This is a genomic window from Enterobacter cloacae complex sp. P29RS, from assembly GCF_014893445.1.
Lineage (GTDB): Bacteria > Pseudomonadota > Gammaproteobacteria > Enterobacterales > Enterobacteriaceae > Enterobacter > Enterobacter intestinihominis.
Window position 1 is genome coordinate 46,249 of record NZ_JADBPZ010000016.1, and the last position, 14,424, is coordinate 60,672.

The following is a 14,424-nucleotide window of genomic DNA, read 5'->3' on the forward strand; positions in this document are numbered from 1 at the left end:
GGTGGCTCCTTAACTTTGCGCGACTTTTCTCGGGATAAACGCATTCGCCACGGCTTCGCCCTGCAACTGAAGCTGACGTGGCTGCGGAATTTCCGGGATAGCGACATCCAGGTGCGGGAAGAGCAGTTCACCCACCTTGTAGGCCTCCTCCAGATGCGGGTAGCCAGACAGGATAAAGCTGTCGATCCCCAGCGCCGCGTATTCATTAATGCGTGCCGCTACGGTTGGACCGTCGCCGACCAGCGCCGTACCGGCGCCGCCGCGCACCAGACCCACCCCGGCCCACAGGTTCGGGCTGATCTCAAGATTTTCACGCTTGCCGTTGTGCAGGGAGGCCATTCGGTGTTGGCCCACGGAGTCGGTTTTGGCAAACGCCGCCTGTGCTTTGGCGATAGTGTCGTCGTCCAGATGAGCGATCAGACGGTCGGCGGCTTGCCAGGCCTCGTCGTTGGTTTCGCGTACGATCACGTGCAGGCGAATGCCGAAGCGCACCGTACGGCCATGTTCTGCGGCTTTGGCGCGTACCTGAGCAACTTTCTCTTTAACCAGCTCCGGTGGCTCGCCCCAGGTCAGATAGAGATCGACCTGCTCAGCCGCCAGCTCCTGCGCCACGTCCGACGATCCGCCGAAATAAAGGGGAGGGCGCGGCTGCTGTACCGGCGGGAAGTAGAGTTGCGCATCGCGAACGTGGATATGTTTTCCTTCGAAGGTGACGGTTTCCCCTTCCAGCAGACGTCGCCAGACGCGGGTGAACTCTGCGGAGGCTTCATAGCGCTCGGTATGATCGAGAAAAACGCCATCGCCCGCCAGCTCCTGCGGATCGCTGCCCGTCACCAGATTGAACAGCGCGCGGCCGTTGGAGAGCCTGTCCAGCGTTGCCGCCTGGCGTGCCGCGACGGTGGGCGACACCACGCTTGGGCGCAAGGCTACCAGGAATTTCAGGCGCTGGGTGACGGGGATCATCGACGCGGCAACCAGCCACGCGTCCTCACATGAACGGCCCGTCGGGATCAGCACCCCGGTAAAACCGATGCGGTCTGCCGCCTGGGCGATCTGCTGTAGATAGCCGTGATCGACCGGGCGGGCGCCTTCTTCTGTGCCAAGATAGTGTCCATCACCGTGGGTGGGTAAAAACCAGAAAAGATTCAGACTCATGATTTTTTTCCTTCAATGCCAGCGGGTTGCCAGATGCGTTCGCGAATATTCACCTGCTTTGGAACCAGGCGGTTTTGATAAAAGAGGTCTGCCGTTTGCTGCTGGAGGGCGGCAACGTGGGCGTCAACCGGCGCTATGGTGGTGGGAGGACGGTGGTCAAGATAGGTGGCGATCACCGGTTCAGGCAGGCCCATGGTTTTTGCCAGCAGCGTGATGCTCTGCTGACGCTGGCTTTGGGTCAGCGCATCGGCCTGAGAGAAGGTATCCAGCACCTGCTGAATAAATGCGCCATTTTTTTCAGCGTAAGGACGTGCCGCCAGGTAAAACGAACCGGTTTGCTTCAGGGTGGTGCCGTCTTTCAGCACCCGCACACCGCCCTGCAACAGTGCGGCGGAGTAGTACGGATCCCAGATAGCCCAGGCATCAACATTTTTTTGCTGAAACGCCGCGCGCGCATCGGCAGGCGTCAGGTAAACGGGCTGGATATCGGTGAATTTAAGGCCGGCCTCCTGCAACGCGCGCAGCAGCAGGTTGTGCGAGCTGGAACCTTTCTGGAAAGCAACCTTATGGCCTTTGAGATCGGCGACGCTTTTGATCTCGCTGTTTTCCGGCACCAAAATAACCTCTGCCTTCGGCTTGGCGGGTTCAACGCCAACGTAAACCAGATCCGCCCCGGCCGCCTGGGCAAAGATCGGCGGGATATCGCCGGTGCTGCCTAAATCAATACTCCCGACGTTCAGCGCCTCCAGCATCTGCGGTCCGGCAGGGAACTCGACCCATGAGAATTTGGTCTGCGGGAAACGTTTCTCCAGCAACGCATGGCTTTTCGCCAGCACCATGCTGACGCTGCCTTTCTGATAACCGATACGCAGGCTCTCCGGCGTTTTCTCCGCCGCCTGAGCCAGCGATGCCACTGCCAGCAGACCTGCCAGCCCGATACGGGTAACTGTTTTAAACATGCGCCACTCCTTGTGATTGATGAAATGCCGCCGCGTGGCGATCCCGACGATTAAGGGCGTGCCAGAAGGTTTCAAGCGCGCTGTCGAGGCGGGTTTGCAGATTCGGCGTGAAATGCGGTTTATGCTGGTAGTCGATTACCTGTGAGTCGTCAGCGAAGACGCCATGCAGGATCTCCTGCGCTTTCAGCGCGTTCAGAACTGGCTTGAGGGCATAATCCACCGCCAGTAAATGGGCTACCGTACCGCCTGTGGCCAGCGGCAGGACGACCTTACCGTCCAGCGCGCGTTCGGGCAGCAGATCGAGCAGCGTTTTCAGTGCACCGGAAAAAGAGGCTTTATAAATTGGTGTCGCGACGACCAGCCCGTCAGCACGCTTAAGTTGTTCGATCAGGGTTTTCAGCGCCGGGCTGTCGAAACGTGCGTAGAGCAGATCTTCAGGCGCGAAATTGTGCAAATTCCAGTGACACACTTCGACATCCAGAGCATTAAGCTTTTCGCGAGCGTATTCCAGCAGTGCGCTGGATCGAGAGGGGAAGCGGGGGCTTCCGGCCAGGGTAATGACGCGCATGGTTGCTCCTTATAACTAATTGTTTGCTTTTATCTAACATTCATAACAATTTTCAGGAGTGTGACATTGCGTGGTTATTCCACTAAATGATTTATCCTCAGGATGAATGCAGAAAAAAGCATAAGAAGCGAACCGATAAGTAAACGATTGCGTTTTACATGGCTTTTTTTGCCACAGGTCAATTCCCTTTCCGGGCAGGATCGCACATAATCCCCTCCCGGTTTGCACACCGGGAATCCAGGAGAGTTCATGTACTACCCCTTCGTTCGTAAAGCCCTTTTCCAGCTCGATCCTGAGCGCGCTCATGAATTTACATTTCAGCAGTTACGTCGTATTACAGGAACGCCTCTGGCCGCGCTGGTGCGTCAAAACGTGCCGGAAAAACCTGTCCAATGCATGGGCCTGACGTTCAAAAATCCACTGGGCCTTGCGGCCGGTCTGGACAAAAATGGCGAATGCATTGATGCACTCGGTGCGATGGGCTTTGGCTCGATCGAAATCGGGACGGTGACGCCGCGTCCGCAGCCGGGAAATGACAAGCCACGTCTGTTCCGCCTGGTTGAAGCCGAGGGGCTGATCAACCGCATGGGCTTTAATAACCTTGGCGTCGATCATCTGGTTGAGAACGTTAAGAAAGCCCATTTTGATGGTGTGCTGGGTATTAATATTGGCAAAAATAAAGACACGCCAGTCGAGCAGGGTAAAGATGACTATCTGATTTGTATGGAAAAAGTCTATGCCTATGCCGGTTATATCGCGGTGAATATATCCTCGCCTAACACCCCAGGGCTGCGTTCATTACAATATGGCGAAGCGCTCGACGATCTTCTTGGCGCCATTAAAAATAAACAAACGGCACTACAGGCGATCCACCATAAATATGTTCCGGTCGCGGTTAAGATCGCCCCGGATCTTTCGGCAGAAGAATTGATCCAGGTTGCCGACAGTTTAGTTCGCCATAATATTGATGGTGTGATTGCGACCAATACAACGCTCGATCGCTCCCTCGTCCAGGGAATGAAAAACTGTGACGAAGCGGGTGGATTAAGTGGCCGTCCGGTACAATTAAAAAGCACCGAAATTATTCGCGCACTCTCCGCGGAATTAAAAGGCCAGCTGCCGATTATTGGCGTGGGTGGCATTGACTCCGTCATCGCTGCACGTGAGAAGATGGCGGCAGGGGCTTCACTGGTGCAAATTTATTCCGGCTTTATTTTTAAAGGGCCGCCATTGATTAAAGAAATTGTCACGCATATCTAATCTTTTCTCTTAATCAGACAACCAGGGCTTTATTTCCAGCCCTGGTTGTTTTATATTCCGTCATTGTTGCTTATTTAGACATTATAGTCTTTTATTACTAGTGTTATAAGCGAAGCGGCAAACAGGACATTTTTAGTACAGGACGTTTGGGGACGGGAGAGAAACATGCGAATTAAACCTGACGATAACTGGCGCTGGTATTTTTGTGACGAGCATGACCGTATGATGCTCGACTTAGCCAATGGCATGTTGTTTCGCTCTCGTTTTGCGCGCCGAATGTTAACGCCAGACGCGTTTGCTCCCTCAGGCTTTTGCGTTGACGACGCTGCACTCTATTTCTCTTTTGAAGAAAAATGCCGCGACTTCAATCTCTCCAAAGAACAGCGCGCTGAACTGGTACTAAATGCGCTGGTGGCGATCCGTTTCCTGAAACCACAAATGCCGAAAAGCTGGCATTTCCTCGCGCACGGTATGAGCTGGACCCCGGCTATCGGCGATGCGGCCAGCGTCAATCTGAGCGATACCGAAGAAGAGGTGAATTTGCTGGTGGTTGAACCCGGTGAAAACGCTGCGCTCTGTTTGCTGGCCCAACCCGGCGTGACCATTGCCGGGCGAGTCATGCAGTTAGGTGATGCCATCAAAGTGATGAATGACAGGCTGAAGCCTCAGCTGCGCGTCGATTCCTTCAGCCTCGAACAGGCGGTTTAAGCTTCCAGCTGTACGGATGTTTTCGGTACACAGCTACAGCACAGGATCGTGCCGTCACTGCCAATCGCAGATTTCTTCAGGGCACTCACTTCACCATCGACCAGTTTAATGCGACAGCATCCGCAAATCCCCGCGCGACAGGAATAAGGTACGCGGATACCCGCCTGCTCCAGCTGTTCCAGTAGCACCTGCTGATTGTTACCACGAATAACTTTGCCTTCCCAGTGAATATCCACCGCGGAAGCGACGTTGGTGACAACGTCAACCATTTCTTCTTCCTGGCCTGCGCCGTACACTCTTGCAGGCCCGCGGGTAAGAATTTCGACCTCGTCGCCCACGCGGATTACGCCGCTGGAGCGGGGGATCAGGTTCTGGCCGAAGTCGACATCACCGTTATCCTGCGCGGTACGAAATGACTGCAAGGTTTTCAGCGGTTCGCCGGAAGGGTGTTTCTGGCCTTTCTCCGGGCTGACGGTGGTAAAAATACAGCGGCTGCACGGCTTCACGACATCAAAGATAACGCTGCCGATGCGGATCACTTTCCAGGTATCTTCATCCCAGGCATCCGCTCCGGTCACCACCAGATTCGGGCGAAACTGCTCCATCTGCACGCTGGCTTTGCAACGGGTTTGTAAATCACGCAGCGAGGCCTCGCTGGTCAGCAGGAAGGGAAAACCATCCGCAAAGGAGAGGGGAACCGCGTCGTGGCGTTTCACGCGACGAGTCAGCGCAGGCCCAACCCAGCGCAGCTGAACGTCACGTGAGAAAAAGCCGCTCAGCCACTGGTTAATGTTATCCGGCGCGATACGCGCGGTAAAATGATTGCCCCACACTTCCGTTGGCGCTTCAACCGGCGCAAAATCAGCAAAGCGGATCACGACGCTTGAACCGTCTGGCGCGGTCAAATGCAATCCGTCATGAAGCGGGGAAGGCGTAAAGCGAACCATCTGCGGGAACTGACGTGCGGTGATGAACGTACCGTCAGGCTCGGTGATCATAAAAATACGATCGAAGGCGAATCCGCTCATATCGGCCAGCGCGTGCGTCACGCCGATACCGCGCATGGATTTCACCGGATGAATAAAAAGCCTGGATAACGTCGCCACTGCACACTCCCGCTAAATAAAATAAGCCTTCAACTTTATGACATACACGCCATATTAGCTATAATGCGCGACAATTTTCTATGAGTAAAAGTGACGATATGAATTCTCTGTTTGCCAGTACGGCCCGTGGGCTGGAAGAGCTGTTAAAAACTGAACTGGAAACCCTGGGCGCGAAAGAGTGCCAGGTGGTTCAGGGTGGTGTCCATTTTGAGGGCGACACGCGGCTTATTTACCAGAGCCTGATGTGGAGCCGTCTGGCGTCGCGCATCATGCTGCCGATGAAAGAGTGCAAGGTCTACAGCGATCTTGATCTCTACACCGGTGTACAGATGATCGACTGGACAGAGATCTTCACCCCGGACGCCACCTTTGCGGTGCATTTCAACGGCGTCAACGATGAGATCCGCAACAGCCAGTACGGTGCCCTGCGCGTCAAAGACGCCATTGTGGACTGCTTCACGCGTCGTAATAGAGAACGTCCGAACGTTGATCGTGAAAACCCGGATCTGCGTATCAACGTCTGGCTGAACGGCGACACTGCCAGTATTTCCCTGGATCTGAGCGGCGCAGGCCTGCATCTGCGCGGCTATCGCGATCGCACCGGCATGGCCCCAATCAAAGAGACACTGGCCGCCGCTATCGTGATGCGCTCCGGCTGGCAGCCGGGTACGCCGCTGCTCGATCCAATGTGCGGTTCCGGTACGCTGCTGATTGAAGCCGCGATGCTGGCCACCGACCGCGCGCCAGGGCTGCATCGTGGACAGTGGGGCTTCAAAGGCTGGGCGCAGCACGATGAAGCCCTCTGGAAAGAGGTCAAAGACGACGCGCAGACCCGTGCCCGTAAAGGGCTGGCGGAGTACACCTCTCACTTTTACGGTTCGGACAACGACCCACGGGTGATTGAACGCGCGCGCAGCAACGCCCGTCGTGCCGGTATCGGTGAGCTGGTGACCTTCGACGTCAAAGATGTGGCGAACCTGACCAATCCGCTGCCAAAAGGCCCGTACGGTACGGTGATCAGCAACCCGCCTTATGGTGAGCGTCTTGGCAGCGAGCCAGCGCTGATTGCGCTACACAGCCTGCTGGGCCGCAACATGAAAGCGCATTTCGGCGGCTGGAACCTCTCCCTGTTTAGCGCCTCGCCGGAGCTGCTGAGCTGCCTGCAATTACGTGCCGATCGCCAGTTCAAGGCGAAAAACGGCCCGCTGGACTGCGTGCAGAAAAACTACCATCTGGCAGAGATAGCAGCGGACAGCAAACCGTCTGGCGTGGCGGAAGATTATGCCAACCGTCTGCGCAAAAACTTGAAGAAATTTGAGAAGTGGGCGAAGCAGGAAGGCATCGAATGTTATCGCCTTTACGACGCTGACCTGCCGGAATACAACGTGGCGGTTGACCGCTATGCAGACTGGGTGGTGGTTCAGGAATACGCCCCGCCGAAAACCATTGATGCGCAAAAAGCGCGTCAGCGTATGCTGGATGTGATTGCGGCCACCATCGCCGTACTCGGCATTTCGCCAAACAAGCTGGTGCTGAAAACCCGTGAGCGTCAGAAAGGCAAAAACCAGTATCAGAAGATGGGCGAGAAGGGCGACTTCATCGAAGTGGGCGAATATAACGCGCGCCTGTGGGTTAACCTGACCGATTACCTTGATACCGGTCTGTTCCTCGATCACCGCATCGCCCGCCGCATGCTGGGACAGATGAGTAAGGGCAAAGACTTCCTGAACCTGTTCTCCTATACCGGCAGCGCCAGCGTTCATGCAGGGCTTGGTGGGGCGCGTAGTACCACCACGGTCGATATGTCCCGTACTTATCTGGAGTGGGCAGAGCGCAACCTGCGTCTTAACGGCTTAACCGGTCGTCAGCATCGCCTGTTACAGGCCGACGTGCTGGGCTGGCTGCGCGATACCGACGAGCAGTTTGACCTGATCTTTATCGATCCGCCGACCTTCTCTAACTCCAAGCGTATGGAGGATAGCTTTGACGTTCAACGCGATCACCTGCGCCTGATGACCGACCTTAAGCGTCTGCTGCGTAAAGGCGGCACCATTATGTTCTCGAATAACAAGCGCGGATTCCGCATGGATCACGATGGCCTGGCCGAACTGGGACTGAAAGCACAAGAAATCAGCCAAAAAACGCTGTCTCAGGACTTTGCCCGTAACCGTCAAATCCACAACTGCTGGCTGATCTCCGCGGTCTGAAAGGAAAAAATAAATGTCTTTAATTAGTATGCACGGCGCGTGGCTCTCTTTCAGCGACTCACCGCTTCTCGATAATGCAGAGCTGCATATCGAAGATAACGAGCGCGTCTGTCTGGTCGGCCGTAACGGCGCAGGTAAATCGACGCTGATGAAAATCCTCAACCGTGAGCAGGGGCTGGACGACGGCCGTATTGTTTACGAGCAGGATCTGGTCGTCTCTCGTCTGCAACAGGATCCGCCGCGTAACGTTACCGGCAGCGTGTACGATTTTGTGGCCGAAGGAATTTCAGAGCAGGCGGAATACCTCAAGCGCTACCACGAGATTTCGCATCTGGTCATGACCGACCCGAGCGACAAAAATCTCAACGAACTGGCAAAAGTGCAGGAGATGCTCGATCACCACGGCCTGTGGCAGCTGGAAAACCGCATTAACGAAGTGCTGGCTCAGCTTGGCCTGGAAGCGGATATGGAGCTGTCGGCGCTCTCCGGCGGCTGGCTGCGTAAAGCCGCGCTGGGCCGTGCCCTGGTGAGCGGGCCCAGGGTACTGCTGCTGGACGAACCAACGAACCACCTGGATATCGAAGCGATTGACTGGCTGGAAGGGTTCCTGAAAACTTTCAATGGCACCATTATCTTCATCTCCCACGACCGTTCGTTCATCCGCAACATGGCCACGCGCATTGTCGACCTCGATCGCGGCAAGCTGGTGACCTATCCGGGCGATTACGATACCTATCTGCTGGAGAAAGAAGAGAACCTGCGCGTGGAAGAGCTGCAAAACGCCGAGTTCGACCGCAAGCTGGCGCAGGAAGAGGTATGGATCCGTCAGGGCATCAAGGCGCGTCGTACCCGTAATGAAGGCCGCGTTCGCGCCCTGAAGGCGATGCGCCGCGAACGTAGCGAACGCCGTGAAGTCATGGGTAGCGCCAAAATGCAGGTGGAAGAGGCGTCCCGCTCGGGCAAGATTGTCTTCGAAATGGAGAACGTGAGTTATTCGGTTGACGGCAAAGTGCTGGTGAACGATTTCTCCGCACAGGTTCAGCGCGGCGACAAAATTGCGCTTATTGGTCCAAACGGCTGCGGCAAAACCACGCTGTTGAAACTGATGCTGGGCCAGTTGCAGGCCGACAGCGGTCGTATTCACTGTGGTACCAAGCTGGAAGTAGCGTACTTTGACCAGCATCGCGCAGAGCTGGATCCGGACCGTACGGTGATGGACAACCTCGCAGAGGGTAAACAGGAGGTGATGGTTAACGGCAAGCCGCGTCACGTGCTGGGCTACCTTCAGGACTTCCTGTTCCACCCAAAACGCGCCCTGACGCCTGTGCGCGCGCTGTCCGGCGGTGAGCGTAACCGTCTTTTACTGGCGCGCCTGTTCCTGAAACCCAGTAACTTACTGATTCTCGATGAACCGACGAACGATCTGGATGTCGAAACGCTGGAACTGCTGGAAGAGTTGATTGATGGCTATCAGGGAACCGTGATGCTGGTCAGCCACGATCGTCAATTTGTCGATAACACCGTGACCGAGTGCTGGATCTTCGAAGGCGAAGGACGCATCGGTCAATATGTGGGCGGCTATCATGACGCGCGTGGACAGCAATCGCAGTCGCTGGCGCAAAAACAGGCGAAGACCAAAAATGTCGCTGAACCTGTTGTTGCGAAAGCAGAAACTGTCAAAAAGTCTCCTGCTAAAATGAGCTATAACTTGCAGCGCGAGCTGGAAGGACTGCCGCAGCGTCTGGAAGAGCTGGAAGCGGCACTGGAAGCACTGCAAATTCAGGTCGCTGATGCGTCATTCTTTACGCAGCCTCACGACTATACTCAGAAAGTATTGGCTGAACTCTCCCAGGCCGAGCAGGCGCTGGAAGAGGCATTTGAGCGCTGGGAGTACCTTGAGTCTCTGAAAAACGGCGCATAAACAGGGATAATCTATGTGTGACCAGCACCATGCCGATCGGCATATTTTATGCTCGCAATGCGATATGCTCGTGGCGTTGCCAGAGCTTGGTCACGGACATAAGGCTGCCTGCCCGCGCTGCGGAGCTACGCTGACGACCGAGTGGGACGCGCCAAGGCAGCGTCCTACGGCTTACGCGCTGGCAGCCCTGTTCATGTTACTGCTCTCCAATCTCTTCCCTTTCATCTCTATGAAAGTGGGTGGGATGGTAAGCCAGGTGGAGTTACTGGAAATTCCAGGCGTGATGTTCTCGGAAGATTACGCCAGCCTTGGCACCTTCTTTCTTCTGTTCGTGCAGATAGTCCCGGCTTTTTGCCTGGTCGTCATTCTGCTACTGGTCAATCGCGTCAGGATGCCCACCGCCCTTAAAATCAAACTCGCGCGGATCCTGTTCCAGCTGAAAAGCTGGGGGATGGCGGAAATTTTTCTGGCGGGTATCCTGGTCAGCTTCGTGAAGCTGATGGCCTACGGCGATGTGGGGATTGGCAGCAGCTTTATTCCGTGGTGTCTGTATTGCGTGCTGCAACTGCGCGCTTTCCAGTGCGTGGACCGACGCTGGACCTGGGACGATATTGCCCCGGCACCGACGCTCTCGCAGACGGTAAAGGTGGGCGTACCGGGTATCCGTCAGGGGCTGCGCTCCTGCTCCTGCTGCACCGCCGTGCTGCCCGCGGATGTCGAGGTGTGTCCCCGCTGTGAAACAAAAGGTCACGTCCGACGCAAAAATAGCCTGCAATGGACCATGGCGCTGCTGGTGACCTCTGTCATGCTTTATCTGCCCGCCAATATTTTGCCGATCATGATCACCGATCTGCTCGGCGACAGAATGCCCTCGACCATCCTTGCCGGGGTGATTTTGCTGTGGAGCGAAGGGTCATACCCTGTTGCAGGCGTCATATTTCTCGCCAGCATTATGGTTCCGACCTTAAAGATGATTGCCATTGCCTGGCTTTGCTGGGATGCAAAAGGGCACGGTAAGCGTGACAGTGAGCGCATGCATCTGATTTATGAGGTCGTGGAATTTGTTGGCCGCTGGTCGATGATTGACGTGTTCGTGATTGCGGTTCTCTCAGCGCTGGTGCGTATGGGTGGGCTGATGAGTATTTATCCCGCTATGGGAGCGCTGATGTTTGCTTTGGTCGTCATTATGACCATGTTTGCGGCCATGACCTTCGACCCTCGTTTATCGTGGGATCGTGAGCCCGATTCAAGCCATGAGGAAGAGTAAGAGCATGGAAAATAAGAGTGGAGAGGCTAAAGTGCAGAAGGTCAGAAACTGGTCGCCGGTGTGGATTTTCCCCATCGTGACCGCGCTGATCGGTGCATGGATCCTGTTTTATCATTACAGCCATCAGGGACCGGAAGTCACGCTAATTACCACCAATGCAGAGGGAATTGAGGGCGGAAAAACCACCATCAAGAGCCGCAGCGTGGATGTGGGTGTCGTGGAAAGCGCGACCCTGACGGATGATTTAACCCATGTTGAAATTAAGGCCCGCCTGAATGCTGGCATGGAAAAACTGCTCCATGAAGATTCCGTTTTTTGGGTGGTGAAACCGCAGGTCGGAAGAGAAGGGATCAGCGGCTTAGGGACGCTATTGTCAGGGGCTTACATTGAACTCCAGCCCGGCAATAAAGGCGCCCAGCCAGCAAACTATCAGTTGCTGGATTCACCGCCGCTTGCGCCACCGGATGCAAAAGGGATCCGCGTCATTCTGGACAGCAAAAAAGCGGGCCAGCTCTCGCCGGGCGATCCGGTGCTGTTCCGTGGGTATCGTGTCGGTTCGGTTGAAACGAGCACCTTCGATCCGCAAAAACGGACCATCAGCTATCAGCTATTTATCAATGCGCCTAATGACCGACTGGTGACCAGTAACGTTCGTTTCTGGAAAGACAGTGGGATCGCTGTGGATCTCACCTCTGCGGGGATGCGCGTTGAGATGGGTTCACTCACCACGCTGTTTGGTGGGGGCGTCAGTTTTGACGTGCCGGAAGGTATAGATCTGGGACAACCGGTGGCGGAAAAAACCGCCTTCAGATTGTTTGACGATCAAAAAAGCATTCAGGATGCGCTCTATACCGATCACATCGATTATCTGATGTTCTTTAAGGACTCTGTACGCGGCTTGCAGCCAGGAGCGCCAGTTGAGTTCCGCGGTATCCGTCTGGGTACAGTAGGGCAAGTGCCTTACTTTGTTCCGGGACTCAAGCAAATGCTTGATGATGATTATCGTATTCCGGTGCTGATACGCATTGAGCCTGAGCGTTTAATTAACCAGATTGGTGAGGATCAGGATATTGGGGAGCATATCAGCGACCTGATGAATCGCGGTCTGCGTGGCTCGCTGAAAACCGGCAACCTGGTGACAGGGGCGTTGTATGTCGATATGGACTTCTATCCAAAAGCGCCACCTATGACGGGAGTCCGTGAATTTGGCGGCTACAAAATCATTCCTACGGTCAGCAGTGGCCTGGCGCAGATCCAACAGCGTCTGATGGAAACGCTGGATAAGATCAACAATCTGCCGCTGAATCCAATGCTTGAGGCTGCGACGGGATCACTGCATCAGAGCCAGGCGACGATGCAACGTCTGCAAACCACCCTGGATAATATCAACAAGATCACGGCCAACCAGTCCATGCAGCAGCTGCCGCAGGATATGCAGAAAACGTTGCGTGAACTGAATCGCAGCATGCAGGGCTTCCAGCCGGGCTCAGCGGCCTACAACAAGATGGTGGCGGATATGCAACGTCTTGATCAGGTTTTACGCGAGCTACAGCCCGTTCTGAAAACGCTCAATGAAAAGAGCAACGCGCTGGTGTTTGAAGCGAAAGATAAAAAGGATCCTGAGCCTAAGAGGGCGAAACAATGAAAAAATGGCTAATCATCGCAGGCGCACTGGTATTAACGGCCTGTAGCTCTGGAAGCGATAACAAAAGCTACTACCAGCTGCCGTTAAGCGCGCAGTCGGGGGCGCAGAGCAGCGCCTCGCAGGGCAGCCGTCTGCTGTGGGTTGAGCAGGTTGCCGTGCCAGATTACCTGGCGGGCAACGGGGTGGTCTACCAGACCAGCGATGTGCAGTACGTAATCGCCAACAACAACCTGTGGGCCAGCCCGCTGGATCAGCAGCTACGCAATACGCTGGTGGCGAATCTGAGCAGCCAGCTCCCCGGTTGGGTCGTTGCCTCGCAGCCTCTGGGAAGCGATCAGGACACTCTGAATGTTAACGTGACGGGATTCCATGGCCGCTATGATGGTGCCGTTGTTATCAGCGGGGAGTGGCTGCTGAATCACCAGGGTCAGCTGATTAAGCGTCCTTTCCATCTTGAACTCAAGCAGCAGAAAGATGGCTATGACGAAATGGTGAAAGTACTTGCGCAGGGATGGGCACAGGAGTCGGCTACTATAGCAAGAGAGATTTCCCGCCTGCCATAAGTAAAATTCATCGACGAAAGCCGCACTCAGCTTCTTGCTGATTGCGGCTTTTTTTTCGTTTTACGTTCAGGTTGTTACTTGTCCCGCATCACACTTTTTGTACAAACGATCTTCCATGTAGCTCACAAATATGACACCCGTATGAATTTTGAACGTTGACGCTGACGCAGATTCGGGGTATTCGTTAACTGTGCTTGCACATATTGCAACCACTGTTTTCTTTCCACCAGACAAAAGAATGAGGGAAACGAGGCATGAAGAGACAGAAACGAGATCGCCTGGAAAGGGCTCATCAACGTGGTTATCAGGCTGGCATCGCCGGACGTTCTAAAGAAATGTGTCCCTATCAGGCCCTGAATCAAAGGTCCCAATGGCTAGGGGGCTGGCGAGAAGCCATCGGAGACAGGGCAGTACTTGCTTGATACCGTCTCTTTAAAAAGAAACCTCCGCAATGCGGAGGTTTCGCCTTTCTGGAAGGGGCTAAAAGCTGTTATCAGAAAGCGGAGGTATCCTGGAACAGACCCACTTTCAGGTCGTTCGCGGTATAGATCAGACGACCATCAACCAACACTTCACCGTCCGCCAGGCCCATAATCAGACGGCGGTTAACGATGCGTTTGAAATGGATACGGTAGGTGACTTTCTTCGCGGTAGGCAGAACCTGACCGGTGAATTTCACTTCGCCTACGCCCAGCGCACGGCCTTTGCCTTCACCGCCAAGCCAGCCCAGATAGAAGCCAACGAGCTGCCACATGGCATCGAGGCCCAGGCAGCCAGGCATTACCGGATCGCCAATAAAGTGGCAACCGAAGAACCACAGGTCCGGGTTGATATCGAGTTCTGCTTCTACGTAACCCTTATCAAAGTTGCCGCCGGTTTCGGTCATTTTCACGACACGGTCCATCATCAGCATATTTGGGGCTGGTAACTGCGGGCCTTTCGCGCCAAACAGTTCACCGCGACCAGAGGCAAGAAGGTCTTCTTTAGTATAGGATTCGCGTTTATCTACCATGTTCTCAGTAAGCCTTATTTTAGTGAAGGACGCAGGATAGCTAACACGTGTAC

General features: G+C 54.9%; 13 protein-coding genes. 8 read left to right on the forward strand and 5 right to left on the reverse strand.

The window, feature by feature from the left end; all coding sequences use genetic code 11:
• Positions 1–9 precede the first annotated feature (9 nt).
• The 3 genes from ssuD to ssuE are packed head-to-tail and all read right to left on the reverse strand — an operon-like array spanning position 10 to position 2,682.
• A complete protein-coding gene (gene ssuD, locus IM282_RS13445) occupies positions 10–1,155 on the reverse strand; it encodes an FMNH2-dependent alkanesulfonate monooxygenase (RefSeq protein WP_038415787.1) in 1,146 nt (381 codons plus the stop codon).
• Positions 1,152–2,114 carry a sulfonate ABC transporter substrate-binding protein gene (locus tag IM282_RS13450; protein WP_022647646.1) on the reverse strand — a complete coding sequence of 321 codons (963 nt, stop codon included), beginning with the start codon at positions 2,112–2,114 and terminating at the stop codon, positions 1,152–1,154. The genes ssuD and IM282_RS13450 overlap by 4 nt, the downstream gene beginning before the upstream one ends.
• Positions 2,107–2,682 carry an NADPH-dependent FMN reductase gene (gene ssuE, locus IM282_RS13455; protein ID WP_022647647.1) on the reverse strand — a complete coding sequence of 192 codons (576 nt, stop codon included), beginning with the start codon at positions 2,680–2,682 and terminating at the stop codon, positions 2,107–2,109. Before ssuE ends, IM282_RS13450 begins: the two co-directional genes overlap by 8 nt.
• Before the next feature lie 249 nt (positions 2,683–2,931).
• On the opposite strand from ssuE, the gene pyrD reads away from it, so the two are divergent.
• Together pyrD and zapC are read left to right on the forward strand one after the other, a co-directional pair.
• Complete coding sequence (gene pyrD, locus IM282_RS13460; RefSeq protein WP_023299739.1) at positions 2,932–3,942, forward strand: quinone-dependent dihydroorotate dehydrogenase; 1,011 nt, start codon at positions 2,932–2,934, stop codon at positions 3,940–3,942.
• 165 nt (positions 3,943–4,107) lie between these two features.
• The gene (gene zapC / locus IM282_RS13465; RefSeq protein WP_023299740.1) at positions 4,108–4,650 is read left to right on the forward strand and encodes a cell division protein ZapC; all 543 of its coding nucleotides are present in this window, start codon (positions 4,108–4,110) and stop codon (positions 4,648–4,650) included.
• On the opposite strand, the gene IM282_RS13470 is transcribed toward zapC, so the two are convergent.
• Positions 4,647–5,756, reverse strand: a complete 1,110-nt coding sequence (locus tag IM282_RS13470; RefSeq protein WP_022647649.1) for a YcbX family protein — start codon at positions 5,754–5,756, stop codon at positions 4,647–4,649. The genes zapC and IM282_RS13470 overlap by 4 nt on opposite strands.
• 98 nt (positions 5,757–5,854) lie before the next feature.
• On the opposite strand from IM282_RS13470, the gene rlmKL reads away from it, so the two are divergent.
• The 6 genes from rlmKL (at position 5,855) to rmf (ending at position 13,781) form a co-directional block, all read left to right on the forward strand.
• Positions 5,855–7,963, forward strand: a complete 2,109-nt coding sequence (gene rlmKL, locus IM282_RS13475) for a bifunctional 23S rRNA (guanine(2069)-N(7))-methyltransferase RlmK/23S rRNA (guanine(2445)-N(2))-methyltransferase RlmL (protein WP_032622253.1) — start codon at positions 5,855–5,857, stop codon at positions 7,961–7,963.
• A 13-nt stretch (positions 7,964–7,976) separates the two neighbouring features.
• Positions 7,977–9,884, forward strand: a complete 1,908-nt coding sequence (locus IM282_RS13480) for an ABC transporter ATP-binding protein (RefSeq protein ID WP_155025274.1) — start codon at positions 7,977–7,979, stop codon at positions 9,882–9,884.
• Between the two features lie 13 nt (positions 9,885–9,897).
• On the forward strand, positions 9,898–11,151 hold the full coding sequence (gene pqiA / locus IM282_RS13485; protein WP_022647652.1) for a membrane integrity-associated transporter subunit PqiA: 1,254 nt from the start codon (positions 9,898–9,900) through the stop codon (positions 11,149–11,151).
• A gap of 4 nt (positions 11,152–11,155) precedes the next feature.
• Positions 11,156–12,796 carry an intermembrane transport protein PqiB gene (pqiB, locus tag IM282_RS13490; protein ID WP_022647653.1) on the forward strand — a complete coding sequence of 547 codons (1,641 nt, stop codon included), beginning with the start codon at positions 11,156–11,158 and terminating at the stop codon, positions 12,794–12,796.
• Positions 12,793–13,359, forward strand: coding sequence for a membrane integrity-associated transporter subunit PqiC (gene pqiC / locus IM282_RS13495; protein ID WP_022647654.1), 567 nt, complete (start codon positions 12,793–12,795; stop codon positions 13,357–13,359). Before pqiB ends, pqiC begins: the two co-directional genes overlap by 4 nt.
• A 254-nt stretch (positions 13,360–13,613) precedes the next feature.
• Positions 13,614–13,781 (forward strand): ribosome modulation factor, encoded by a 168-nt coding sequence (gene rmf, locus IM282_RS13500; RefSeq protein WP_003858162.1) that lies wholly within the window; start codon positions 13,614–13,616, stop codon positions 13,779–13,781.
• A 71-nt stretch (positions 13,782–13,852) separates the two neighbouring features.
• Here rmf and fabA read toward each other — a convergent pair whose 3' ends face one another.
• The gene (fabA, locus tag IM282_RS13505; RefSeq protein WP_000227926.1) at positions 13,853–14,371 is read right to left on the reverse strand and encodes a bifunctional 3-hydroxydecanoyl-ACP dehydratase/trans-2-decenoyl-ACP isomerase; all 519 of its coding nucleotides are present in this window, start codon (positions 14,369–14,371) and stop codon (positions 13,853–13,855) included.
• Positions 14,372–14,424 lie beyond the last annotated feature (53 nt).

What these genes read in the sequence shown, in the direction of transcription:
- rmf (WP_003858162.1), top strand. Translation starts at nt 13,614, where the DNA reads ATGAAGAGACAGAAACGAGATCGCCTGGAAAGGGCTCATCAACGTGGT.
- IM282_RS13480 (WP_155025274.1), top strand. Translation starts at nt 7,977, where the DNA reads ATGTCTTTAATTAGTATGCACGGCGCGTGGCTCTCTTTCAGCGACTCA.
- pqiA (WP_022647652.1), top strand. Translation starts at nt 9,898, where the DNA reads ATGTGTGACCAGCACCATGCCGATCGGCATATTTTATGCTCGCAATGC.
- pyrD (WP_023299739.1), top strand. Translation starts at nt 2,932, where the DNA reads ATGTACTACCCCTTCGTTCGTAAAGCCCTTTTCCAGCTCGATCCTGAG.
- IM282_RS13450 (WP_022647646.1), bottom strand. Translation starts at nt 2,114, where the DNA reads ATGTTTAAAACAGTTACCCGTATCGGGCTGGCAGGTCTGCTGGCAGTG.
- ssuE (WP_022647647.1), bottom strand. Translation starts at nt 2,682, where the DNA reads ATGCGCGTCATTACCCTGGCCGGAAGCCCCCGCTTCCCCTCTCGATCC.
- ssuD (WP_038415787.1), bottom strand. Translation starts at nt 1,155, where the DNA reads ATGAGTCTGAATCTTTTCTGGTTTTTACCCACCCACGGTGATGGACAC.
- pqiB (WP_022647653.1), top strand. Translation starts at nt 11,156, where the DNA reads ATGGAAAATAAGAGTGGAGAGGCTAAAGTGCAGAAGGTCAGAAACTGG.
- zapC (WP_023299740.1), top strand. Translation starts at nt 4,108, where the DNA reads ATGCGAATTAAACCTGACGATAACTGGCGCTGGTATTTTTGTGACGAG.
- rlmKL (WP_032622253.1), top strand. Translation starts at nt 5,855, where the DNA reads ATGAATTCTCTGTTTGCCAGTACGGCCCGTGGGCTGGAAGAGCTGTTA.
- pqiC (WP_022647654.1), top strand. Translation starts at nt 12,793, where the DNA reads ATGAAAAAATGGCTAATCATCGCAGGCGCACTGGTATTAACGGCCTGT.
- fabA (WP_000227926.1), bottom strand. Translation starts at nt 14,371, where the DNA reads ATGGTAGATAAACGCGAATCCTATACTAAAGAAGACCTTCTTGCCTCT.